This window comes from Tabrizicola sp. T46, from assembly GCF_057219895.1.
Genome location: NZ_JBXVVV010000003.1, coordinates 154,193 through 178,485, shown reverse-complemented (window position 1 = coordinate 178,485; position 24,293 = coordinate 154,193). Strand labels below are relative to the sequence as shown.

Genomic DNA, 24,293 nt, shown 5'->3' with positions numbered 1-24,293 from the left:
CATCCGAGCGGATGAGCAGCCCCTAGCCGACGGCGATCAGCCGCAGCGCCCGTTCCTGATCCATCAGCCACAAGAGGCACCGCGCCGCCTGCCCCCTGGGGCCAGCAAGGCCGGGGTCGTCGTTCAGGAGCTTCCGCGCATCCGATTGCGCAAGCGTCATCAGGCTCGCCTGCCGTTCCAGGTCCGCCACCCGGAACCGGGGCAGACCGGATTGCGCCGTCCCGATCAGGTCGCCCGCCCCTCGCATCGCAAGGTCCTCCTCGGCGATCCGGAATCCGTCTTCGGTGTCGCGGATCGTGGTCAGCCGCCGCCGCCCGGTCTCGTTCAGGGGCGCCTGATAGAGAAGGAGGCAGGTCGAGGCCGCATCGCCCCGCCCGACCCGGCCGCGCAGCTGGTGCAACTGGGCGAGGCCAAAGTTCTCCGCCTGCTCGATCACCATGATCGTCGCATTGGGCACGTTGACTCCGACCTCGATCACCGTGGTCGCCACCAGGACTGCGGTCTCGCCTGCCACGAACCGCGCCATCGCGGCATCCTTCTCGGCGGGTGGCATCTGGCCGTGGACCAGCCCGACCCGGTCCCCAAGCGCCGCGCGCAGAGAGCGGAACCTTTCCTCGGCGCTGGCGTAATCCACCACCTCGGATTCCTCGACAAGGGGACAGACCCAATAGGCCTGCCGCCCATCGGCCACCGCTTTGCGCAGATGCTCCACCACCTCGTCCAGCCGTTCGGCACTGACCATCGCCGTGCGGATCGGCTTTCGCCCCGCCGGTTTTTCATCCAGGACCGAGACATCCATGTCGCCATGCGTCGCCAGCGCCAATGACCGGGGAATCGGCGTCGCCGTCATCACCAGCACGTCGACGGCCTCTCCCTTGGCCCCAAGCTCCATCCGCTGCGCCACGCCGAAGCGGTGCTGTTCGTCCACCACCGCCAGCCGCAGGTCGTGGAAGGCCACGTCCTTCTGGAAGACCGCATGGGTGCCGACCAGCACCGCGATCCGCCCCATGGCCAGGTCTTCCAGCTTCATTGCCCGATCTGCCCCCCGGTCGCGGCCCGTCAGCAACTCCAGCCGCACGCCCGCAGCCCGCGCCAGGGGCGCCAGCCCCTCGAAATGCTGGCGGGCCAGGATTTCGGTCGGCGCCATCATCACGCCCTGCCCGCCGGCCTCGACCGCGATCAGGAGCGCCTGGAATGCGACCAGCGTCTTTCCCGCCCCCACGTCCCCCTGCAGCAGGCGGTTCATCCGCAGGGGCGCGGCCATGTCGGCGGCAATCTCGGCCACCGCGCGGACCTGCGCGCCGGTCGGCGCGTAAGGCAGGCTTGCCAGGACCTTCGCCCGAAGATGCCCATCGCCGACCGTCGCCACACCTTTCGCCCGCCGCAGGTTCGCCCGTGCGATCGAGAGCATCAGCTGATGCGCGAAAAGCTCGTCATAGGCGAGCCGCTGGCGCGCCGGATGGGTGAAGGCCAGCTCTGCCGCCCCGGTTGGCGCATGCACCGCCTGCAAGGCCGCCGTCCAGTCCGGCCAGCCTTCGCGCGCCTTCAACCCGCCGTCGATCCATTCGGCGACCTTTGGCAGCCGTGTCAGTGCCCCGGCCACCGCCTTCGCCACGACCCGCTGCGTGAGGCCGGCGGAGAGCGGATAGACCGGTTCATAGGCCGGGATCTCGCCCGCTTCCTCTATCGGCAGGATGTGATCGGGATGGACCATCTGGGCGATCCCGTCGAACAGCTCCACCTTGCCCGAGACCAGCCGCCGCTGGCCGGTTGGCAGGAGCTTCTGCAGGTAGTCCGCCCGGGCATGGAAGAAGACCAGCTGGAATTCCAGCTTCTGGTCACGGACATGCACGCGGTAGGGCCTGCCCTTCTGGCGCGGCGGGACGTGGATACCGACCTCGACCTCGACCGTCATCGTCGCGGGCGGCGTCACATCCCGGACAGAGGCACGCCGCGCCCGGTCCACCCCCGAATGCGGCAGGAGGTAGAGGAGGTCCTTCGGCCGCTCCACCCCCAGCGCCTGCAAGGCCTGCGCCGCCTTCGGGCCGATGCCGGGCAACGTCTCCAGCCCGGCGAAAAGAGGGAACAGCGCCTCGGGTCGCGTCATCCCGCGATCAACGCAAGCCAGGCGTCCTCGTCGATGATCCTGACCCCCAGCCGTTCGGCATCCTTGGCCTTCGATCCCGCACCGGGGCCAGCGACCACCAGATCGGTCTTGGCGCTGACCGAGCCTGCGACCTTGGCACCCAGCGCCTCGGCCCGCGCCTTCGCCTCGGCCCGGGTCATCTTTTCCAAGGTCCCGGTGAAGACCACCGTCTTGCCCGCAACGGGCGAGGTCACGGGCGCGCGGGACTGCACGGGCTGGACCGTCAGTTCCGCCACCAGCGCGTCCATCGCCGCCCGTTCGGCCGGGTTCTGGAACGCATCCACCAGGCTTTGCGCCATGACATCGCCAACGCCGTTGATCGAGGTCAGCTCCGCCCAGGCGGGGCTGCCGGGCGTGGCGGCGGCAAGGGCGGTCTCGAACGCCTCCCAGGTGTGGAAGTGGCGCGCCAGAAGGCCCGCCGCGACCTCGCCCACATGCCGGATGCCAAGGCCGAAGATCAGCCGGTCAAGCGGGATCGTCCGCCGTGCCTCGATTGCAGCAAAGAGCTTTGCAGCCGACACCTCGCCGAACCCGTCGCGGTTCTTCAGCTTTTGCAAGGGGTTGGCGGCATCTCTTGCGGCAAGTGTGAAGATATCGGCGGGGGTCTTCACCGGCAGGATTGGGTCGTTGAAGAACATCTCCACTTGTTTTGCGCCGAGGCCTTCGATGTCGAAGGCGCCGCGCGAGACGAGGTGCTTCAGCCGCTCCATCCCTTGCGCCGGGCAGATCAGCCCCCCGGTGCAGCGGCGGACGGAATCGCCCTCCTCGCGATGCGCCTCCGATCCGCACTCCGGGCAATTGCGCGGGAAGACATACGGTTGCGCGCCGTCCTTGCGGCGTGAAAGATCGACATCGGCCACCTTCGGGATCACGTCGCCCGCGCGATAGACCTGGACCCAATCGCCTACGCGAATGTCCTTGCCGTCACGGATCGGTGCGCCCTTGCTGTCGTGGCCGGCGATGTAATCCTCGTTGTGAAGCGTAGCGTTGCTGACGACGACGCCCCCGACCGTGACCGGCTTCAGCCGCGCCACGGGGGAAAGTGCGCCGGTGCGTCCGACCTGGATGTCGATCCCCAGAAGCTCGGTCCAGGCAAGCTCGGCCGGGAACTTGTGTGCCAGCGCCCAGCGGGGGGTGGACGAGCGGAACCCCAGCCGCGCCTGCAGGGCAAGGTCATCGACCTTGTAGACCACCCCGTCGATGTCATAGCCGAGGGTTGCCCGCTGCGCCTCGATCAGGCGGTAATGGGACAGCATCGCTTCGGGTCCATCGCAAAGGACGGTCAGAGGATTTGTCTGGAATCCCAGAGCCTTGAGCCGTTCTATTGACGCAAACTGGGTGGTGGCGAGCGGCGCTGACACCTCGCCCCAGGCATAGGCAAAGAACCGCAGCGGACGCGCGGCGGTGATCGTCGGGTCAAGCTGGCGAAGGCTGCCCGCCGCGGCGTTGCGCGGGTTGGCAAAGGTCTTCTCGCCCGCCGCCGCCTGCCGCAGGTTCAGGGCCGCGAAGTCGGCATGGGACATGTAGACCTCGCCCCGCACCTCCAGCACTTCGGGCAGGTCGGCCGGTGCACCGGTCAGCCGCTGCGGGATGTCGGGGATGGTGCGGGCGTTTTCGGTGACATTCTCGCCCACCTCGCCATCGCCGCGCGTGGCCGCCTGCACGAGCACGCCGTTCTCGTAGCGCAGGGAGAGCGACAGCCCGTCGATCTTCGGCTCGGCGGTATAGTCGAGCGCGCCCTCATGCCCCAGGAACTTGCGGACGCGGTCGTCGAACTCGGCCACCTCATCCGCCTCGAAAGCGTTCTCAAGGCTCAGCATCCGCACCCGGTGCGCCACCTTGCCGAACCCCTCAGCCACCGTGGCACCCACCTGATCCGACGGGGAATCCGCCTGCTTCAGCGCCGGGAACCGCGCCTCGATCGCGGCGTTCCGCCGTTTCAGCGCGTCATAGTCGGCATCCGAAATCTCGGGCGCGTCCAGCGTGTGGTAGGCCGTGTTCGCCGCTGAAATCGCCGCGGCAAGGCGCGCGAGTTCGCCCCTTGCCTCGGCTTCCGTCAATACCTCGACCGGCTTATCCGCCATCTTCGCCCCCGGCTTTCCCCGGGAAGGTTAGGCGCGGGGCCGGGCAAGGTAAAGATCAGGCGCTTGCCGCCATCTTCGTTGCCTGCGTCGTCGCGGGATCGCGCAGGACATAGCCGCGGCCCCAGACGGTTTCGATGTAGTTTGCCCCGCCCGTCGCCTCGGCCAGCTTCTTCCGCAGCTTGCAGATGAAGACGTCGATGATCTTCAGCTCCGGCTCGTCCATCCCGCCGTAAAGGTGGTTGAGGAACATCTCCTTGGTCAGGGTCGTGCCCTTGCGCAGGGAAAGAAGCTCCAGCATCTGGTATTCCTTGCCCGTCAGATGCACCGCCTTGCCTTCGACATCCACGGTCTTGGCATCCAGGTTCACCGCGACGCGCCCGGTGCGGATCACCGACTGGCTGTGGCCTTTCGACCGGCGGATGATCGCATGGATCCGCGCCACCAGTTCCTCGCGGTGGAAGGGCTTGGTCAGGTAGTCATCCGCCCCGAAGCCGAAGCCCTTCAGCTTGTTCTCCGTGTCGTCTGAGCCGGAAAGGATCAGGATCGGTGTCTCGACCCGGGACTGGCGGATCTGGCGCAGCACCTCATGCCCGCTCATGTCGGGCAGGTTCAGGTCCAGAAGGATCAGGTCGTAGTCGTAAAGCTTCGCCAGATCGACGCCATCTTCACCCATGTCGGTGCAATAGACGTTCAGGTTGGCATGGGTCAGCATCAGCTCGATGCTGCGCGAGGTCGTCGGGTCGTCTTCCACAAGCAGAATGCGCATTTGCCGGATTCTCCGCTCCATTGGCCTTCATCGTTAACGACCTTGCGGAGCAATGGTTAACCGAGGGTTACTTTCCTGAAGCGAGAGTGGCAAACAATTTAAAGTTGTCTCAATTTCTGGATCGCCGTGACTTTCAGGCCCTGGTCGCCGTGCCGCTCTACCGCATCACGCCAGATCGCAAATTCCTCTTCCGAGAGCCCGTACCGTTCCAACGCCTCGGCCATGGGCAGAAGCCCATAGACCACCGCCTTGACCACCACCGCCTTGCGGCTTGCCACCCAGCGCCGCGTGTCGGCGGGGGGGAGGTCCGCCCGAGACAACACGCTGCCATCGGGCAGCTTGACCTGCCTTGGGCCATCAACACGTTTCAGAAACATCGCCTTACCCTCTGCTTTTCGGGCCATCTTTGCCGGATCAGGCTTAATCAATGCTGAAACGGGGGATTGAGACTGCACAGCATTTTCATATATTGCTGGTCATTCCCGGAACCGGACCTGCCCCATGCCGCGCGACGTCGCCCCGAACCTTCATGGCCTGAACTCCCTTGGCCTTGCCAAACCCCCGTCCGAGACGCGGGTCGTCGTCGCCATGTCGGGGGGCGTCGATTCCAGCGTCGTCGCCGCGATGCTGGCCGAGGAAGGCTATGACGTCGTGGGCGTCACCCTGCAGCTTTACGATCACGGCGCGGCGCTCGCCAAGAAGGGTGCCTGCTGCGCGGGCCGCGACATTCATGACGCCCGCCGCGTAGCCGAGGCGATGGGCTTTCCCCATTACGTCCTCGACTATGAAAACACCTTCCGCGAGGCGGTGATCGAGGAATTCGCCGACGCCTACCTTGCCGGCGCGACCCCCGTTCCCTGCATCCGCTGCAACGAACGGGTGAAGTTCAAGGACCTTCTCGCCACAGCGAAGGACCTTGACGCCGACTGCATGGCGACGGGCCATTACATTCAGCGCAAGCTGGGGGACCACGGCCCCGAACTGCACCAGGCCGCCGATCCGGCGCGCGACCAGTCCTATTTCCTGTTCTCGACGACGCCCGAACAGCTCGACTACCTGCGCTTTCCGCTTGGCCACCTGGCCTCGAAGGCCGAAACCCGCGCGCTTGCGGCGAAATACGGGCTGCCGGTGGCCGACAAGCCCGACAGCCAGGACATCTGCTTTGTCCCGAACGGCAACTATGCGGCGGTGATCGAAAAGCTGCGCCCCGGTGCCGCCGACCCCGGCCAGATCGTCGACCTTGACGGCAACGTCCTCGGCGACCACCGCGGGGTGATCCATTACACCATCGGCCAGCGCAAGGGCCTTGGCATCGGTGGCCTCGGCGAACCGCTTTACGTCGTGAAGCTGGACCCCGGGACTCGGCGCGTCATCGTCGGGCCCAAGGCCGCGCTTGCGACCCGCATCATCCCGGTGCGCGAGATCAACTGGCTGGGCGACGCGCCCTTCGACAGCCGTCCCGAATGGCATCTGAAGGTCAAGGTCCGCTCCACCCGCCCCCCGCGCGAGGCGATCATCCGCCCGACCGGCCCGACCACGGCCGAGGTCGAGCTTCTGTCACCCGAAGACGGGGTCAGCGCGGGGCAAGCCTGCGTCTTCTACGCCCCCGAAGGCAGCCGCGTCTTTGGCGGCGGTTGGGTCTGGAAAGGAAACGCCTCGTGAAACACCTGATTCTGGCGGCCGCGCTGGTCCTGCCCCTGCCGCTCGTCGCTGAAACCCGCGAGGAACGCGTGGCGGTGGCAGCGGAATATGTGGAGCTTGCGTTGCAAAGCTTCGACATGGACGCGCTGGTCAAGTCGCTGTCCCAGCCGATCCTGCAACAGGTGGCCGCCGCAGACCAAAGTCTGACGGACGACCAGCTGGCCCGGATCGAAAAGCTTTACGCCGACACGTTCACCGTGCCGATGACCGACCTCATGCGCGAACAGTCCGGCCTCATGGCCGACATGATGACGCTGGCCGAAATCACCGCCCTGCGCGACTTCTACGCCACGCCGGAAGGCCGCTCGGCCATGACCAAGCTGCCGCAACTGACGGCCGCGCAGCAGCCGGCGCTGGCGGCGCTGATCGAGGAAAAGATGGGGCCGCTGATGCCGCAGGTCATTGCGATCATCAATGGCGAGGCCCCTCCCCCAGCGCCTGCAGAACCGACCGCGCAGCCCTGAGGCCCGGCGGCTCGCCACCCCGGCCCAGCCGCTCCATCGTCACGTCCATCGCCGCACGCTGCGCCCCGCTGTCGTGCAAAAGCGCGTCCAGCGCCGGGACGATCGCCTCGGCCCGGCAGTCCGGCCCGATGAATTCGGGCACCACCCGCGTATCCGAGACCAGGTTCACCAGTGTCACCGTATCGACCAGCGCCGCCCGCCGCATCAGCCATAGGGTCAGGGGGTGCATGTCATAAGCGATGATCATCGGGCAGCCATTTGCCGCCAGTTCCAGAGACACCGTTCCCGAGGCCGCCAGCGCCACATCCGCCGCGGCAAAGGCCGCGCGCTTCTGGCCGGGGTCAAGAATGATCTCGGGCCGGACGGACCAGCCTGCCGTCAGCTCCTGCACCAGATCAGCCACACCCGGCACGGTCGGCAGCAGCACTCGAAGCTTCGGATGGCGGGCCTGCAACTGACCCACGACGTCGCCAAAGACCGGCGCCAGCCGCGTCACCTCGCCCCGGCGCGAGCCCGGCAGAGCCAGAAGGATCGGCCAGCCGACCTTCGCCTTCATGGCTGCGACCTCGGCGGCCGTCGCAAGCGGCTCGGCCACCACCGGATGCCCGACGAAGTCGCAGGTCATGCCGGCCGCCGTCATGTAGGGCGGCTCGAAGGGCAGAAGGGCCAGCACATGGTCGACCACCCGCGCCATCTTCGCCGCCCGCCCCGGCCGCCAGGCCCAGACCGAGGGTGCGACATAATGGATCGTCCGGAACGCAGGCCGCGCCCCGGTGACGATCGCTGCCACCCGCAGGCAGAAATCGGGCGAGTCGATCGTGACCAGCGCATCGGCACCCGAGGCGAGCGCGGCCTCTGCCGCTTGCCGGATCCGGCGTTTCAACGGGAAATACTTCGGCAGGACCTCGGCGATCCCCATGACCGACAGTTCGTCCATCGGGAAAAGGCTTCGCAAGCCTTGGGCTTCCATCAGCGGCCCGCCGATGCCTTCGAACCGGACGCCCGGCACCAGCGCCTTCAGCCCCGCCATCAGCGCGGCCCCCAGCCGGTCGCCCGAGGGTTCCCCCGCAATGAGGAACAGCTTCACCGGATCGCTCATCGGCGGGCTTCGCCCCCTCTTCGCTGCGGCAGGGCCAGCGAAGTACGTCCCGTGAGCCAAGCGATGAGCCCGCCCCGGTTCATTCCCGTGCCCAGAGGAAAAGCTGAAGCTCCCCGGCCAGCCGCTGCATCACGGGCAGGTCGAGGCAGATCACCGACCCCGCCTGAAACGCCAGCCCGCCGAGGCCCGCTGCAGCCACCCCGCGCAGGGTTTCCGGACCAACGGTCGGCAGGTCGATCCGCCGGTCCTGCCCGGGCTTCGCCCCCTTGAAGAAAAGCCCTCGTCCCCGTGCAGGATCAGGCCGCAGGCCCGGCTTCAGCCCGGCAACGCCCTCCAGCATCGCATCCGTCCCCGGCAGCACCTCGACCGCAAGGCAAAGGCCCTGCACCACGACCGCGCCCTGACCTACGTCCACCGCCCCCAGCGCCGCCACGATCGCGGCCGCCCGCGCGGCATCGGCCGCATCGCGGTCGGTCACCGTTCCCGCCAGAACCCCTGGTCCCGGCAGCAGGGCCGGCGCCACGGTTTCGACCCCGGCCACGGCAAAGCCGAACTCCTCGAAGACCGCGATGACCTCGCGCAGGGTCGCGTCATCCCCTGCCGCCATCGCCTGCAGCAGGCGGGGCAGAAGGGCCGCCGTGTCAGGGTCAAGAAGCGCGGGGTCCAGCCTTGGCCGCGTCACCGCCCCGGCGAAGACCACCTCCTCGACCCCCTCCCGCTCCAGCGCGCGCAGGAAGGGCACCAGGCGCTCGACCCGGAAACTGAGATCGACCGCCAGACCGTCGGGCGCAAAGCCCTCCATCGCCGTGACGAGCGGACGCTCTGCCATAGTCGCGGCCAGCGCTGCCGGCAGCGCGCCCCGCCCCGCGATCAGCGCGGTCTTCACCGGCCGCCCTTCGGGGTCAGGAAGCTGCGGTCCGACTTCGACAGGATGAACTCGGCGATTTCCCGCACCAGGGGGCTGTCGCCCTCATCCCCCAGCCGCCGCGCGCGGTCGAGGAAACTGCCGTCCTCCTGCGCCAGCGTCTGGAACGCGGCCCGCAGCGCCGTGATCTCGGCCCGGTCGACGCCACGGCGCTTCAGGCCGACGAGGTTCAGCCCGTCAAGCTCGCCGCGCGGGCCTTGGACAAGGCCATAGGGGATCACGTCGTTCGTCACCATCGTCAGCGCCCCGATGATCGCGCCCCGGCCGATCCGCACCCATTGATGGATGCCGGAAAGCCCGCCCACGATCACGTCGTCGCCCAACACGCAATGGCCCGCGACCGCGACGTGGTTCACCAGGATCACCCGGTCGCCGATCTGCGCGTCATGGCCGACATGGGCGCCGGTCATGATCAGCACGTCATCGCCGACCCGCGTGACCCCGCCGCCGCCTTCGGTGCCGGTGTTCAGCGTCGCGGCCTCGCGGATCCGGGCGCGCTTGCCGACGATCAGCCGCGTGCGCTCGCCGGCGTATTTCAGGTCCTGCGGCACCTCGCCCACCGTGGCGAAAGGGAAGACCACGCTGTCGTCGCCTACATCGGTCCAGCCGGTGACCACCGCATGCGACTTCACCGTCACCCGGTCACCCAGCGTGACCTCGGGACCGATCAGGGCGAAGGGCCCGATTTCGCAGCCCGCCCCGATCACGGCCCCGGGCTCGACCACGGCCGAGGGATGAATGCGCGCTGAGGGATCGATGCTCATTCTCTGGGGCTCATGCCTTCGGCACGTCGAACATCGCCATGAAGGTCGCCTCGCAGGCAACTTCGCCCTCGACCTTGGCCTGGCCTTCGAACTTCCAGACCCGCCCGCCACCGCGCAAGGCACGGACATGCAACTCCAGCACGTCGCCCGGCACCACCTTGCGGCGGAACTTGACGCCATCGACCCCCATGAAGAAGACCTTCGCATTCTTGTCCACGAGGTCCATGGAAAGACCCACCAGAATGCCCGAGGTCTGCGCCATCGCCTCGATGATCATCACGCCGGGAAAGATCGGCATACCCGGGAAGTGCCCCTGGAACTGCGGCTCGTTCAGGGTGATGCATTTGATGCCCACGCAGGACTCGTGCAGCACGATGTCGCGGACCTTGTCGATCAGCAGGAACGGATAGCGATGCGGGATGATCCGCTGGATCAGCTCGAGATCGGCGGTGGTCACGGCGCTTGCGTCCATCTGGTCCTTCCTTCACGTCCCGTCGGCCCTTGGCCCTTTCGGCCTAGCTAGCAAGTCGGGGCATCACAGACAAGTTCCTGCCCGCGCCGGGACTACGGCTCACCTTCCCCGGCCGCCATCGCCGCGTTCAGTCTGGCAATGGCCTCATCGGTGATGTCCACAGCCGAGAGCGCCCGGATCACCGTCCCCTGGTCCAGGATTGCCGCCGCCCTGTGCTCGTTCAGAAGCTCGTCCAGAACCGGCACAACCACCCGCAGGAATTGCTGCCGTTCGCGATCCCGCTGCTCGACCAACGCCCGCGATTTCGCGTCTTGCGCGCTTCGAATGCGTTCCACCTTTTCGTCGAAGGCCGTCGCCAGGGCCGAGAATTCTTCGGCCGGAAGCGTCTTTCTCTGTTCGGTCAGCGCGCGTTCCTCGGCCACAAGCTCGGCCTCTATCCGCTTGTTTTCCTGCTCAAGCGCGGCACTTGCGGCACGCTCGCGCTCGACGACGGCCTGGCCGAAATCCGATTCGAGGAAGAACCGGTTCTGGTCAAGGGTCAGGATCGGGGCGGTCGCCGGGGGGGCTCCCTCCTGTGCCATAACGGGCGCAGACAAGACCAGCGTCACAGCCAGTGCCTGCAGGATCAGCCCTCGGCGCCGGGGCCTCTGCAGCGCCCCGGCCATCAGAACTGAGTCGAGATCGTGAAGTCGAAGTTCTGTTCCTCGTCGTAGTCTTCCTTCTTCAGCGCCTGGCTGAAGTTGAAGCGCAACGGACCGATCGGAGTATCCCAGAACACCGAAAAGCCGATCGCCGCCCGGGGAATGAAGCTGTCGTCCACCGGCAGAACCCCCGCCGTGTCCTCCAGGCTCCAGACCGAGCCGATGTCAAGGAACGTCCCGCCGGTGATCCCGTATTCCTCGGGCAGGCCCAGTGGGAAGTCGGCCTCGAACCGCGCCGCAACGAACATGTTGCCGCCCAGAGCGTCCTGGTTGACCGACCCGAGGTCGCGCGGGCCGATCCCGTTCGGCTCGAACCCTCGAATCTTGTTGCGGCCGAAATAGCGCTCGGTCACCCGGGTCGTGCTGTCGCCGAACGAGTTGATCGACCCTCCCTCGAAGATCGCACGGACAGTGACCTCCTCGTTGACCACCTTGGTCTCCGCCAAGGCAAAGAGCGTCGTCTCCAGATAGTTCGTGTCCGCGCCGAAGCCGGCATAGTCCTGGCTGAAGCGCAGGAGCACCCCGCCTTTCGGGTTCAGGCCGGTGATCCGGTTGTCAAACTCATAGCTGTAGCCGATCGACAGCGTCCGCAGCGCCTCGACGTCGTCTTCGCGCTGGAGAATAGGCGAGCTGTCAGCGCTCACATCCCAGAGCCGGTCGTCGGAGTAACGCAGGTTCAGCCCCAGCGTCGACTGCTCTCCGACAGGAAAGCCGATGCCCGAGGTGATCCCGATGTTGCGCGTGTTGTAGAACGAGTTGTCGTATTCCGAGGTCCGGTAATAGACCCCTGCGCTGAAGCTGAGATCGCGGCCGAGAAGCGCGGGTTCGGTGAAACTGAAGCTCGAGTTCTGGTTGTTCGACGCCGTTGACAGGTTGAAGGACAGGGCCTGCCCCCGCCCAAGGAAGTTCGATTCCGAGAATCCAAGGTTGATGCCCGTCCCGTCGTTCACCGAATAGCTGAGACCAAGGGACAGCGATCCCGTCGGCTGTTCCTCGACATCGACGTTGACCACCACCTGATCCGGGGCCGAACCCGGCTCGGCCTCGACCTGCGCGTCCGAGAAGAAGCCCAGCGCCCGGATGCGTTCCGCCGACTGGCGGATTTCGCGCGGATTGAACGGGTCACCTTCCACCGTGCGGAACTGGCGGCGGATCACCTGGTCCAGCGTCGTCGCGTTGCCCTCGATGTCGATCCGTTCGACGAAGATCCGCTCACCACGGACGATGGCGAATTCAACGTTCACCGCCTGGTTGGCCGGATCGCGCGTAAACCGCGGCTCGACCCGGATGAAGTTCAGCCCTTTCCGCAGGGCCAGCGTTTCCATCCGGGTGATGTTGTTGTCGATCAGAAGCGGCGACCACGTCTGCCCGGTGCGGATGCGCTGGACCGCAGCGAATTCGGCGGCATCCAGACCCTCGACCTCCGAAACCGTGGTGACCTGACCGATCGTATGCTGCAGACCCTCGCGGATCGAGAACGTCACGAAGGTCGCATCGCGTTCGCGGCTGACCTCGGCGCTGGCGTCCAGCACCTGAAAGTCGATGAACCCGCGCGACAGGTAGAACTCGGTCAGCACGCGTTTGTCGACCTCAAGCCGCTCGGCAATGAAGGTGTCGCTCTGGATCACCGTGCGCAGGAACCCGGCCTGCTTGGTTTCCAGGACCTGCCGCAGGCGCCGGTCCGAAAAGGCGCGGTTGCCGACGAAATTCAGCCGCTCGACCTCGACCACCCTGCCTTCGGTCACCTCGAACACAAGGTCAACCCGGTTGTCCGACCGGCGGATGATCTTCGGGTTGACCGTGGCTGCAAGACGGCCCGAGACGCGGTAGGCCTCGGCGATTGCGGCGGCGTCAGCCTCGGCCTGGCTCGGCGAAAAGACGCGCGCGGTCTGCGACTTCACCAGTTCCGCCAGCTGCTCGTCCTTGATCCGCTTGTTGCCCTCGAAGCTGATGACATTGACGATCGGGTATTCCACGACCCGGATCACAAGCGTGCTGCCCTGCGGATCAAGATCGACGGATTCGAACAGCCCCGAATTCGCGATCCGCTGGAAGGCATCGTTCAGCCCGGCGGCCGTAACCTCCTGCCCCCGGCTGATTCCGGCATAGCTCAGGATCGTTGCCGGATCGACGCGCGTGTTGCCTTCGATGACGACGTTCGAAAAGGAATAGGACTGCGCATAGGCCGGGGTCAGGAACGGTGCCGAAGCCGTTGCGGCAGCGACAAAAACCACCGTTGCCAGAAGCCGCGCCGTTCCCCGCGCATGAAATGACCGTTCCAGAGGCTTGCGGAAGGTCCCTTGCATCATGCGTCCTCGACCAATTCTACGTTCCGGTTTGACTATCGGGAAAGCCAAGCTTTGTCAAAAGCCTGCGGTGCCTGTGGATAACTTTCCCATATCTTGTATGCGACCTTCAAGACGCCCCTCGGGCGGCCTGCGGTGAATTGCCGATGCCCCGGGTCAGACGCAGATCAGGTCGCGGCTCAGACCGAAGATCATCAGCCCGATCACCAGCGTCAGCCCGATCGACATCAAGAGGCGCAAGGCGCGCTCCGACGGTTGGCGGCGCGTGACCGCCTCATAGGCGTGAAAGACAAGGTGTCCGCCGTCCAGGACGGGGATCGGAAAGAGGTTCAGGATTCCCACGCCCAGCGACAGGACGGCCATCATCCCGATGAAGCTTTCCACCCCGTTGCGCGCCGCATCGCCCATCGTCTCGGCCATCCCGATCGCCCCCGACAGGTTGCAGCTCGAGATCGTGCCGATGATCATGTGCCAGAGGCCCGCGAAGGTGGTCGTCGTCATCTGCCACATCTGACCCAGCGCCAGCGTCACCGTCTCCCAGGGGCCGGTCGACCGCATGGCCGGCTCGAAGGCCAGCCCCGCCACGACCCCGATCTGATACCGCTCGACGAAGGCCCCCGTCTCGTCCTCGACCGTGCGCACGCGCGGGCTGAGCGTCAGATCGAAGGTCTCGCCCGACCGCCAGACCGTGAGCGGCACCGGATCGCCCTTCGACTCCGCGACGATGCCCGGAAGCTCGGCAAAGGTCGTCACATCCTTTCCGCCCGCACGCAGGATCACATCGCCGGCCTGCAGCCCTGCATCCATCGCGGCCGAGCGGATCATCACCTGGCCCACCACCGGCGCAAAGGGATGGGGACCGGTTACGGTCAGCTCGTCCCCGCCGCGCAGCACCCGGTAGTCGACGCTGGCGCTTGCCGGCAGGTCGTTCAGCACCGTCCCGAAGGTCTCACGGTCCGGCGTCGGCATCCCGTTCAGCGCCAGGATCACGTCGCCTTCCTCAAGCCAGGCGCCATCGACCGGCATCTCGCGCAGCGCCCCCACCGTCGGCTCCTCGCGTGGGACACCCAGCACCAGCAGGATCCCCGCCAGCAGCACGAAGGTCAGGATGAAGTTCGCCACCGGCCCCGCCGCCACCGTCGCCGCCCGCGCCCAAAGGGGGGCCCCGGCCATCGTGTGCCGCCTCTCGTTGGCTGACAGGCCCGAGATATCGGCATGCCGGACCGAGGTCGCATCGGCATCGCCCAGGAACTTCACGTAGCCGCCGAAAGGCACGGCCGCGATCTGCCACTGCGTCCCGCGCCGGTCGCGGCGCTTCCACAGGACCGGACCGAACCCGACCGAAAAGACCTCGGCATGGATGCCCGACCAGCGGCCGACGATGTAATGCCCGTATTCGTGCACGAAGACGATGATCGACAGCGCCACGATGAAGAAGAAGACCGTCCAGGCGGTGCCGCCGATGGCTGCGAAGAACTCCACTTAGCGGCTCCCTGCCCTGTGCCGGGCCAGTTCGCCCGCCTTCACCCTCGCCAGATGGTCCATGGCCAGCACATCCTCAAGGGTCATTCGCAGATGTGATCCGCCAAGGTCGTCGTCAAGCGTCTCCAGCGTCGCCTCGACCACCCCGGCCATGTCCATGAACCCGATCCCTCCGCCCAGGAAATGGTCCAGCGCCACCTCCTTCGCCGCATTGAACGCCGCCCCCGCCAGCCCCCGCCGCGCCATGACCTCGCGTGCCAGCCGCAGGGCCGGATACCGCGCCATGTCCGGTGCCCGGAATGTCAGCGTCGCCACCTGCGCCAGGTCCAGCCGCGCCACCGGCAGCACATCCCGCGCGGGCCAGTTCAGCGCATAGCCGATGGAATGGCGCATGTCGGGTGCCCCCATATGCGCCATGATCGCCCCATCCCGGAACCCGACCATCGAATGGATCAGGCTTTCGGGGTGGATGATCACCTCGACCTGCTCAGGTGCCACGCCGAAGAACTCGCGCGTCTCGATCACCTCGAGCGCCTTGTTGAACATCGAGGCGCTGTCGATCGTGATCCTCTGCCCCATCGCCCAGTTCGGATGCGCCATCGCCTCCTTGACCGTGGCCTTGCACAGGGCCTCCAGCGGCCAGTCGCGCAAGGCGCCCCCACTGGCAGTTAGGATGATCCGCTCGACCGCCCCGATATCCTCGCCCGCCAAGGCCTGAAAGATCGCCGAATGCTCGCTGTCGACTGGCAGGATACGCGCCCCATGCCCAGCCGCTTCGGCCAGAAGCAGAGGCCCCGCCGTGACAAGGCTTTCCTTGTTGGCCAGCGCCAGCGTCGTCCCGTGCCGCAGCGCCCGGAAGCCGGGAACCAGCCCCGCCGCGCCCACGATGGCGCTCATCACCCAGTCAGCCGGGCGGTCCGCCGCTTCCGCAATCGCCTCCGGCCCCGCCGCCGCCGCGACACCTGACCCCGCCAGCCGCTCCCGCAGTTCGGCCAGCCCCGAGGCTTCGGCACAAACCGCCACCTCGGCCCGCAGCTCCCGCGCGATTTCGGCCAGCCGGGCGATGTTCCGCCCGCCCGTCAGCGCCACGACCTTGAACGCCCCGGCCCCCCCCGCCCGACGCAGAAGATCCACCGTCTGCTCGCCGATCGACCCGGTGACCCCGAAGATCGAGACCCGCCGCATCAGCCCGCCCCCCCGTTGAGAAGCGGAAGCGTGAAGACAAGGTCCAGAAGCATCAGCGCAACCAGCGCCCCGATCAGGGCATCGAACCGGTCGAGCACCCCGCCGTGCCCGGGGATCAGCGTCGAGGCATCCTTGACCCCGCAGCGCCGCTTGACCCAGCTTTCGGCAATATCGCCCATCTGCCCGGCAAAGCCGACAATGACCGACAGAACCACCAGCCCCGGCCCGGCATAGCCCGCCATCCAGAACCCTGCACCAACCAGCGCCGCCCCGGCCCAGCCCGCGACCGTACCGCTCCAGGTCTTCTTCGGGCTGATCGCCGGCCAGAACTTCGGCCCGCCGAAGATGCGACCGACGAAATAGCCCAGCACGTCCGAGGCGACCACGATCAGCACCAGCCACAGGATCACGGGAGTCCCTGCCGTCATCCTGATGTCGATCAGACCGTAACCTGCGATCATGATCGCGACCGAGTAAAGGCTGGACAGGCGCCGGTCCCGCCGGTCGGTCAGGGCAATGGCGAGGGCGGGTGCCAGCAGGAAGGCCACCGAGAACCGGTCGGGAAAGAACCAGGTCACCGCAAGGCAAAGCGCGGCAAGTGCCGCAAGGCCAAGCGGCGTGTTCTCATGCCCGGGTGCCGTCATTCGGGCAAGCTCCCAGATCATCGCCGCCGTCAGAAGAACGACCAGTACCGCGAAGGAAGGGCCGCCAAGCCAGATCTCGGCGCCACCGACCGCCACCAGAACCACGGCCGAGATCACCCGCTTGCGCAAGTCCGACCAGCGCCCGACCGGCCGGCCAGGCGGGATCGACGTGGCCGTGAGGTCAGCCTCGGCCCTTTCGCCCGCTTCCACCTCAGGCGCGGGCACCGGGCCCGGCTCTTCGGCGCCGGTCACGCCAGAGCCCCGCCGAACCGCCGATCGCGGTTCGAGAACCGGGTCACGATGGCGGCAAGCTCTTCCGGCGTGAAATCGGGCCAGAGCGTGCCGGTGAATTCGTACTCGGCATAGGCCGACTGCCACGGCAGGAAATTCGACGTCCGTGTCTCACCGCTGGTGCGGATGACGAGATCGGGGTCAGGAAAGCCGCCGGTGTCCAGCCGCTCGGCAAAGGCGGCCTCGGTCAGGTGCTTGGGGTCCAGAACCCCCAGCGCCGCCGCCTCGGCAATCCGCCGCGCCGCACGCAGAATTTCGTCCCGCCCCCCATAGTTGACGGCGATTGTCAGGTTCAGCCGGTCATATCCGGCCGTCCGCGCTTCGATCCCGGCCATCAGGCGCTGGAGCTTCGGGTCCAGCCGGCTGCGTTCCCCGATGAACCGCAAGCGCACCCCCGCCTGCGACAGCCTCTCGGCCTCGCGCTCGATGTAGCGGGCGAAGATCGCCATCAGGCCCAGCACTTCCTCGGTCGACCGTTTCCAGTTCTCGGTCGAGAAGGCATAAAGTGTCAGCCATCGGATCCCGAGGTCCGGACAGGCCTGCACGATCTCGCGCACCCGCTCGGCCCCCCGGCGATGCCCGACCAGACGCGGCCAGCCCCGGTTCGTGGCCCAGCGGCCATTGCCGTCCATGATGATGGCAAGATGGTTGACCGGCCTGATCCCGTGTCCGTTTGGCAAGTCCTTCGACACCGGACGCTTCCCCTGTCAGACCTGCATGATCTCGGCCTGCTTGGCCTCAAGTGCCTTGTCCACGGCCGCGATCGCCTTGTCGGTCATGTCCTGCACTTCCTCGGACCACATCTTCTGGTCGTCCTCGCTCATCCCCGCGGACTTGGCCTTCTTGATCTGGTCCATCCCGTCGCGCCGCACGTTGCGGATCGCGATCTTGGCATTCTCGGCATAGCCTGCCGCCACCTTGGAAAGCTGCTTCCTGCGTTCCTCGTTCAGTTCCGGGATCGGCAGGCGGATCAGCGGACCGTCGGTGACCGGGTTGATCCCGATGCCGCTCTCGCGGATCGCCTTCTCCACTTTCGAGATCATCCCCTTGTCCCAGACGTTGATCACGACCATCCGCGGCTCGGGCACGTTGACCGTCCCCAGCTGGTTGATCGGGGTCATCTGGCCATAGGCATCGACCATGATCGGATCGACGATCGAGGCGCTGGCCCGTCCGGTCCGAAGGCTGGCGAATTCGTGCTTCAGGGCCGCCATCGCGCCATCCATCCGGCGCTGCAGGTCGTCGGTGTCGATCTCGATCTCTTCATGAGCCATCGGTCATGTCCTTCACTTCGTCAGGGGGCCCTTCGACAGAGGACTCCTGCCTCTGCCCGGCGCCGCAAGGTTTCCGGCTCTATAGCAGAGCCTCGGGCGGGCGGTATAGGCCAAAGCACCCACTGCGCCGCGACCCGATTCGTCTTGCATGGTTAACCGTTCATGGCTCTTGCGCGCGTAGAGACAAATGGAAGACGCATGGAAGACGGATTCAAGACAGCCCATTCCGCCCTGCGCTCCCCGATTAACCCGGCGTTCGTAAGGGCTTAGCCCTGAACCCGGGTATAGGTCCCTTGCCCGGCAAGGATCCCCCGGAACCCGCCGGGTTCGTCCAGGCTGAAGACGATGATCGGCAGGTCGTTGTCCCGCGCCAGCGCGATCGCCGTCGCATCCATCACGCCAAGGTGCTTCTCCAGCACCTCGTCGTAGGTCACATGCTCGTACCGCTTTGCGTCCGCGTGTTTTTTCGGGTCCTTGTCATAGACCCCATCGACCTTTGTCCCTTTGAAAATCGCCTGGCAGGCCATCTCGCTGGCCCGCAGGGTCGCCGCCGTGTCGGTGGTGAAATAGGGGTTCCCGGTCCCGGCCGCGAAGATGCAGACCCGCTTCTTCTCCAGGTGCCGCACCGCGCGGCGGCGGATGTAGGGCTCGCAGACCTGGTCCATCGGGATCGCACTGATCACACGGGTGAAAACCCCGATCGCCTCCAGCGCCGATTGCATGGCAAGGGCGTTCATCACCGTCGCCAGCATCCCCATGTAATCCGCCGTCGTCCGTTCCATCCCCTGGGCAGACCCTTGCAAGCCCCTGAAGATGTTGCCGCCCCCGATCACCATGCAGATCTCGACGCCGAGGTCGCGGACCGACTTCACCTCCTCGGCGATGCGGTTCACGGTCGGAGGATGCAGGCCATAGCCCTGGTCGCCCATCAGCGCCTCGCCCGAGATCTTCAGCATCACCCGGCTGTACTTGGTGGCTGTTCCGGTCATGGGCACCCCTGCATATCGTTTTCTGTTTGGACTGGGCCGCAAAATGTCGCAAAACCGATCCGGGTTCAACCAGAGTTCGGGCATGCGGATCGACAGCATCTCGCGCGAGGCACCGGTCCTCATCGCGGGGCCGACGGCCAGCGGAAAATCGGCCCTGGCGATGGAGGTTGCCGCCCGCGACGGCCGCGTGATCGTCAACGCGGACGCGCTGCAGGTCTATGCCAACTGGCGCATCCTGACGGCCCGCCCTACGCCGGAAGACGAGGCCGCGCTGCCCCACGCCCTTTACGGCCATGTCGGACCGGACGAGCCCTATTCCGTTGGCCACTGGCTGCGCGAGGTGAAACCTTTTCTTAATGCTCCCGTTGTAGTGGTCGGCGGAACCGGGCTGAATTTCACCGCACTGACCCGCGGCCTGGCCGAAATCCCCGCGATTCCGCCGGCCGTTCGGGAAGAAGCGGACCAGCGGATGCGCGTCGAAGGCCGGCAGGCGCTGCTGGACGAACTCGACACAGCCACACGGGCGCGGATCGACCCGATGAACGGCGCCCGTGTCCAGCGGGCGTGGGAGGTGCTGCGTGCCACCGGACGTGGCCTGGCCGCCTGGCAGGAAGAGACCCCCGCCCCGCTTCTTCCGCGCAAAGCGGCCGAAGCGCTGGTCCTCGTGCCCGAAACCGACTGGCTGAACGACCGGATCACCCGGCGCTTCGCGGCGATGATTAAGGCCGGGGCGTTGGATGAGGCGCGGGCGAACCTCCCCGGCTCGGACCCCGCGCGCCCCTCCTCCCGGGCCATCGGCGGGCCGGAACTCATCGCCCATCTTCAGGGCCGGATCGGCCTTGAGGAGGCGATCACCGCGGCGACCATCGCCAGCCGCCAATATGCGAAAAGGCAAAGAACCTGGTTCCGGTCCAACATGGCGTCCTGGACACGGGTAATCCTTCCATAACGACCACTTACACCGCGTTCTTCGCGCGGTTTTCGCATTATCCACCTAGTTATGCACAGGTTTTCGCCATAATGGTGGACAAGTTCCCCCGCTATACGGGATTTTCCCTTGGGTTCGCCCCGGGGGGCTGCTTTACTTCGAACCAGACCGCTATCAGGACCACGACCGCGCCATGACCGTTTCTCTCCCCGCCTCGCAAGTGCGCCTTGTCGCCATTCCGCGCCTCGCCGCCGGCGGGCGCTGGCGGGTCGAGGCTATGCGGTCCCTGCCCGAGGCCTGCCTTCTGTGGTTCACCAAGGGCCAGGGGCGGATCACGATCTCGGGCGTCACGCGCGGCTACACCGCCCACAACGCGATCTTCATTCCCCCCGGCGTCATGCACGGGTTCGAGGCGGGACCGCAAGTCTTTGGCACGGCTGTCTTTTTCGGCCGCAATTCGCCCGTCGCCCTGCCGAAAACTCCGCTTCACCTGCGGATACGAGAGGTTCATGCCCAGCAGGAGGTGAACATCCTGCTCGATTCGATCCTGCGCGAGATGGAGAGCAGCACCCCCGCGCATGACCGCGCGGCCGAGGCTTATGTCGACCTTCTGGGCGTCTGGCTGGAACGTCAGGCCCGCAAGGCCGAACCCGAGGCGCCGCGTCCCGACGCCACCCGCCGCCTCGTCGCGCGTTACACCGCGCTTCTGGAACGCAATTTCCGCACCGGGATGGGCGTGGCCGACTTTGCCGCCGCCCTGGGCGTGACCCCGACCCACCTGACCCGCTGCTGCAATATCGCCTGCGGACGGCCCGCCATCGCACTTCTGCAGGACCGCCGGATCTTCGAGGCCCGCAAGCTTCTGGCCGAAACGAAGATGCCGGTCGGTCGAATCGCGGAACAGCTCGGCTTTAACTCCCCGGCCTATTTCACCCGGGCCTTCCAGCACCTTACCGGAAAGTCGCCGACGGCCTTCCGGCGGACGATCTAGCAAGCGGTTGCAAGCCTGCCGGAACAGGCTGCGCGGAATCGACTTCAATATGTCGTAAACGCGACAGGAACTGGCGAAAGCAGTCGTTGACGCGGGGGCAAAAAAGTTGCGCTATAGTCGACAGGGGGGCTTAGTTTCTGCGGCCATGCCGTGAAGAACCGGATCAACCGGTCAACAAGCAGTGTCGCAACTGTGTAGCCATTCCAACAACCATAAACTGCCTGACAGGGAGACCATGATGACCGACACTACACGCGCTGCCGGAATCCATCCGGCGGCCAAGATGCACGCCAGGGAATACGCAGCCGGCCAGATCGACCGCCGTGAATTCCTGACCCGCGCGACCGCCCTTGGCGTGTCCGCCGTCGCCGCCTACGGCATGATCGGGCTTGCTGCCCCTGCAAAGGCCCAGGAGGCCAAGGTGGGTGGCATCCTGCGCGTCGGGATGGAGGTGAAAGGCACCAAGGATCCGCGCCTGGCCGACTGGCCGCAGATTGCAAACGTCTACCGCGGCTGGCTGGAATACCTGATCCAGTACAACGAGGACGGCACCTTCGAAGGCCGCCTCTTGGAAAGCTGGGAGGCCAACGCCGACGCGACCGAATGGACCCTGAAAGTCCGTCCGGGTGTGACCTGGAACAACGGCGACGCCTTCACTGCCGATGACGTCGTCCGCAACTTCGGCCGCTGGACCGACGGCAACGTCGAAGGCAACGCGATGGCCAGCCGCTTCCTCGGCCTTGTCGACGAAGCAACGAAGACCCTGCGCGAAGGCTCGGTCGTCAAGGTCGACGACATGACCGTCAAGCTGATGCTCTCGGCCCCCGACATCGCGATCGTGCCGAACCTCGCCGACTACCCGGCTGCCGTGGTGCACTCCAGCTTCGTCGACGGCTCGGACCCCTCGACCAACCCGATCGGTACCGGTCCTTATGTCCCCGGCGAAGTCTCGGTTGGCCAGAAGGCAACCCTCGTCCGCGCGCCGAACCACACCTGGTGGGGTGGCACCGCTCCTCTGGACGAAATCCACTACATCGACTTCGGCACCGACCCCTCGACCATGGTGGCGCTTGCCGGCTCGGGCGAGATCGACGCCAACTACGAGACGACAGGTGACTTCATCGACCAGCTTGACGCCCTTGGCTGGGTGAAGATGGAAGTGGTCACCGCCGCGACCATCGTCGTGCGGATGAACTCGGCCAACTCCGACCTCTACAAGGACAAGGCCGTCCGTCAGGCGATCCAACTTGCGGTCGACCCGGCCGTGGTGCTGGAACTGGGGTATAACAACCTCGGCAAGACCGGCGAAAACCACCACATGTTCCCGATCCACCCGGAATACCCGACCCTTCCGGCGCAGACCGTGAACGCCGCGGGCCTTGTCCCGGCGCTGGAAGCCGCCGGCCTGAAGGACGCCGAGTTCGAGGTGATCTCGCTTGACGACGGGTTCGAAGCCTCGACCACGGCAGCTGTCGTGGCCCAGTTGAAAGACGCGGGCATGAACGTGAAGCACACGGTCATGCCGGGGTCGACCTTCTGGAACGACTGGCAGAAGTACCCGTTCTCGTCGACGACCTGGAACCACCGTCCGCTGGCGGTGCAGAACATGTCGCTTGCCTACACCTCGACGGGTTCGTGGAACGAGACGGGCATGAACAACCCCGAGTTCGACACGCTGATGAGCCAGGCGCTCTCTCTCGCCGATGCCGACGCTCGGCGCGAGGTTGCGGCCAAGCTGGGCGCAATCCTGCAGGACGAAGGCTACATCATCAACCCGTACTCGCGCTCGCTCTACCAGCATCACCGCGAAGGCGTGGTCGGCATGCTGCGCCATCCTTCGAACGACCACTTCCACTACAAGTGGTCGCTTGCCTGAGCCTGACGCCAAAGGGGCGCGCCGACCGTGGCGCGCCCCCACTGCCCTGATATCCCCAGCAAGCCCAACCCGGCGCGATCGCGCCGCAGGTTCCGTTGATCATACGGAGCGGAGGTAGCCCCATGCTCAAGTTCATAGCCCGCCGCCTTGGGCTGATGATCCTGACGGCTTTCGTGCTGACCTTCGTGGTCTTCTACCTCACGAACCTGCCGCCGAACCTTGAAAAGCTCGCCCGGTCCGAAGGATCCGTCCGGATGACGGACGAAGCGGTGGCGCAGTGGATTATCGACAACGGCCACGGGGGGTCGACCCTCAATCGCTATGGCCAGTGGCTGGGCGTGGTGCCGGGCTGGACGAATGTCGATGAAAAGGGCGTCGCCCGCGGGCGCTGCTTCGAGGCAGGGACCGACCCCGCCATCGCCCCGCGCTACTGCGGCGTGTTGCAGGGCGACTGGGGCTATTCGACCTTCTTCCGCGGGCCGGTCCTTGAAAACCTTGGCGAAAAGCTGGCCGCCACCGGCTGGTTGATGCTCTGGGTGATGATCGTGATGGTCCCCTCCTCGCTTCTGATCGGCGTCATCGCCGGGATGCGCGAAGGCAGCCGGACGGACCGTGTCCTTTCGACCTTCTCGATCGCCACCACCGCCACGCCGGAATATGTCTCGGGCGTCATCCTGGTGGCGCTCCTCGCCTCTCCCGTCACGGGCCTGTCGCCGCTTCTGGCCGAATGGGGCTGGATCGACGGCAAGGTCCTGTTCCAGGGCGCGGCTTCGCCCGACAACATCACCTTCTGGAGCTTCACCCTGCCGGTCCTGACCATCGCGCTTTACGGCATCGGCTACATCGCCCGCATGACCCGGGCCTCGATGACCGAGGTGATGACCGCCCAATACATCCGCACCGCGCGCCTCAAGGGTGTCAGCTTCAACCAGGTCGTCATGCGCCACGCGCTGCGGAACGCGCTGATCGCGCCCTTCACCGTGATCATGCTACAGTTCCCCTGGCTTCTGAACGGCGTCGTGATCGTCGAGACCTTGTTCAACTACAAGGGCTTCGGCTGGACGCTGGTGCAGGCCGCGGGCAACAACGACATCAACCTTCTGCTCGGCTGTTCGGTCGTGGCGGTGTTCGTGGTGCTGGTGACCCAGCTCATCTCGGACATCGGCTATGTGTTCCTGAACCCGCGCATCCGGCTTTCGTAGGGG

Annotated in this window: 22 protein-coding genes; 6 read left to right on the top strand and 16 right to left on the bottom strand. The window is 66.2% G+C overall.

All coding sequences use genetic code 11. The features are described from left to right. Positions 1-22: 22 nt before the first annotated feature. The 4 genes from recG to sciP form a co-directional block, all read right to left on the bottom strand. A complete protein-coding gene (gene recG, locus AC2D9V_RS13745; RefSeq protein ID WP_484714655.1) occupies positions 23-2,107 on the bottom strand; it encodes an ATP-dependent DNA helicase RecG in 2,085 nt (694 codons plus the stop codon). Continuing rightward, positions 2,104-4,230 (bottom strand): NAD-dependent DNA ligase LigA, encoded by a 2,127-nt coding sequence (ligA, locus tag AC2D9V_RS13740; RefSeq protein ID WP_484714654.1) that lies wholly within the window; start codon positions 4,228-4,230, stop codon positions 2,104-2,106. The genes recG and ligA overlap by 4 nt, the downstream gene beginning before the upstream one ends. 55 nt (positions 4,231-4,285) lie before the next feature. Beyond that, entirely contained in the window at positions 4,286-4,996 is a 711-nt protein-coding gene (ctrA, locus tag AC2D9V_RS13735) for a response regulator transcription factor CtrA (RefSeq protein ID WP_484714653.1), read from the bottom strand. A gap of 98 nt (positions 4,997-5,094) precedes the next feature. Further along, positions 5,095-5,373 (bottom strand): CtrA inhibitor SciP, encoded by a 279-nt coding sequence (gene sciP / locus AC2D9V_RS13730; RefSeq protein ID WP_484714652.1) that lies wholly within the window; start codon positions 5,371-5,373, stop codon positions 5,095-5,097. 124 nt (positions 5,374-5,497) lie between these two features. On the opposite strand from sciP, the gene mnmA reads away from it, so the two are divergent. Beyond that, positions 5,498-6,658 carry a tRNA 2-thiouridine(34) synthase MnmA gene (mnmA, locus tag AC2D9V_RS13725; protein ID WP_484714651.1) on the top strand — a complete coding sequence of 387 codons (1,161 nt, stop codon included), beginning with the start codon at positions 5,498-5,500 and terminating at the stop codon, positions 6,656-6,658. After that, a complete protein-coding gene (locus AC2D9V_RS13720; protein ID WP_484714650.1) occupies positions 6,655-7,161 on the top strand; it encodes a DUF2059 domain-containing protein in 507 nt (168 codons plus the stop codon). The genes mnmA and AC2D9V_RS13720 overlap by 4 nt, the downstream gene beginning before the upstream one ends. Here AC2D9V_RS13720 and lpxB read toward each other — a convergent pair. The 12 genes from lpxB to pyrH form a co-directional block, all read right to left on the bottom strand. Beyond that, a complete protein-coding gene (gene lpxB, locus AC2D9V_RS13715) occupies positions 7,109-8,248 on the bottom strand; it encodes a lipid-A-disaccharide synthase (RefSeq protein WP_484715011.1) in 1,140 nt (379 codons plus the stop codon). The genes AC2D9V_RS13720 and lpxB overlap by 53 nt on opposite strands. Positions 8,249-8,339: 91 nt before the next feature. Beyond that, positions 8,340-9,146 carry an LpxI family protein gene (locus tag AC2D9V_RS13710; RefSeq protein ID WP_484714649.1) on the bottom strand — a complete coding sequence of 269 codons (807 nt, stop codon included), beginning with the start codon at positions 9,144-9,146 and terminating at the stop codon, positions 8,340-8,342. Continuing rightward, positions 9,143-9,949: an acyl-ACP--UDP-N-acetylglucosamine O-acyltransferase gene (gene lpxA, locus AC2D9V_RS13705; RefSeq protein ID WP_484714648.1), complete on the bottom strand. Its 807-nt coding sequence runs from the start codon at positions 9,947-9,949 to the stop codon at positions 9,143-9,145. Before lpxA ends, AC2D9V_RS13710 begins: the two co-directional genes overlap by 4 nt. A 10-nt stretch (positions 9,950-9,959) precedes the next feature. Next, the gene (gene fabZ / locus AC2D9V_RS13700) at positions 9,960-10,421 is read right to left on the bottom strand and encodes a 3-hydroxyacyl-ACP dehydratase FabZ (protein WP_484714647.1); all 462 of its coding nucleotides are present in this window, start codon (positions 10,419-10,421) and stop codon (positions 9,960-9,962) included. A gap of 92 nt (positions 10,422-10,513) precedes the next feature. Beyond that, on the bottom strand, positions 10,514-11,002 hold the full coding sequence (locus AC2D9V_RS13695; RefSeq protein ID WP_484714646.1) for an OmpH/Skp family outer membrane protein: 489 nt from the start codon (positions 11,000-11,002) through the stop codon (positions 10,514-10,516). An 83-nt stretch (positions 11,003-11,085) separates the two neighbouring features. Then, the gene (bamA, locus tag AC2D9V_RS13690; protein WP_484714645.1) at positions 11,086-13,428 is read right to left on the bottom strand and encodes an outer membrane protein assembly factor BamA; all 2,343 of its coding nucleotides are present in this window, start codon (positions 13,426-13,428) and stop codon (positions 11,086-11,088) included. Between the two features lie 156 nt (positions 13,429-13,584). Next, the gene (rseP, locus tag AC2D9V_RS13685) at positions 13,585-14,910 is read right to left on the bottom strand and encodes an RIP metalloprotease RseP (RefSeq protein ID WP_484714644.1); all 1,326 of its coding nucleotides are present in this window, start codon (positions 14,908-14,910) and stop codon (positions 13,585-13,587) included. Beyond that, a complete protein-coding gene (dxr, locus tag AC2D9V_RS13680; RefSeq protein WP_484714643.1) occupies positions 14,911-16,095 on the bottom strand; it encodes a 1-deoxy-D-xylulose-5-phosphate reductoisomerase in 1,185 nt (394 codons plus the stop codon). It abuts the gene before it with no gap. Next, positions 16,095-16,991, bottom strand: coding sequence for a phosphatidate cytidylyltransferase (locus AC2D9V_RS13675; protein WP_484714642.1), 897 nt, complete (start codon positions 16,989-16,991; stop codon positions 16,095-16,097). Before AC2D9V_RS13675 ends, dxr begins: the two co-directional genes overlap by 1 nt. Beyond that, positions 16,988-17,722 carry a polyprenyl diphosphate synthase gene (gene uppS, locus AC2D9V_RS13670; protein WP_484714641.1) on the bottom strand — a complete coding sequence of 245 codons (735 nt, stop codon included), beginning with the start codon at positions 17,720-17,722 and terminating at the stop codon, positions 16,988-16,990. The genes AC2D9V_RS13675 and uppS overlap by 4 nt, the downstream gene beginning before the upstream one ends. A 15-nt stretch (positions 17,723-17,737) precedes the next feature. Beyond that, positions 17,738-18,304, bottom strand: coding sequence for a ribosome recycling factor (gene frr / locus AC2D9V_RS13665; protein ID WP_484714640.1), 567 nt, complete (start codon positions 18,302-18,304; stop codon positions 17,738-17,740). 266 nt (positions 18,305-18,570) lie between these two features. Next, the gene (gene pyrH / locus AC2D9V_RS13660) at positions 18,571-19,293 is read right to left on the bottom strand and encodes a UMP kinase (protein WP_484714639.1); all 723 of its coding nucleotides are present in this window, start codon (positions 19,291-19,293) and stop codon (positions 18,571-18,573) included. Positions 19,294-19,375: 82 nt separating this feature from the next. Between pyrH and miaA the strand changes: the two genes are divergently transcribed. The 4 genes from miaA to AC2D9V_RS13640 all read left to right on the top strand — a co-directional run bounded on the left by miaA (position 19,376) and on the right by AC2D9V_RS13640 (position 24,290). After that, positions 19,376-20,242, top strand: a complete 867-nt coding sequence (miaA, locus tag AC2D9V_RS13655; protein ID WP_484714638.1) for a tRNA (adenosine(37)-N6)-dimethylallyltransferase MiaA — start codon at positions 19,376-19,378, stop codon at positions 20,240-20,242. A gap of 172 nt (positions 20,243-20,414) precedes the next feature. After that, positions 20,415-21,212, top strand: a complete 798-nt coding sequence (locus tag AC2D9V_RS13650) for an AraC family transcriptional regulator (protein ID WP_484714637.1) — start codon at positions 20,415-20,417, stop codon at positions 21,210-21,212. A gap of 235 nt (positions 21,213-21,447) precedes the next feature. Beyond that, positions 21,448-23,088, top strand: a complete 1,641-nt coding sequence (locus AC2D9V_RS13645) for an ABC transporter substrate-binding protein (RefSeq protein WP_484714636.1) — start codon at positions 21,448-21,450, stop codon at positions 23,086-23,088. Positions 23,089-23,210: 122 nt separating this feature from the next. Next, on the top strand, positions 23,211-24,290 hold the full coding sequence (locus tag AC2D9V_RS13640; RefSeq protein ID WP_484714635.1) for an ABC transporter permease: 1,080 nt from the start codon (positions 23,211-23,213) through the stop codon (positions 24,288-24,290). Positions 24,291-24,293: the final 3 nt, after the last annotated feature.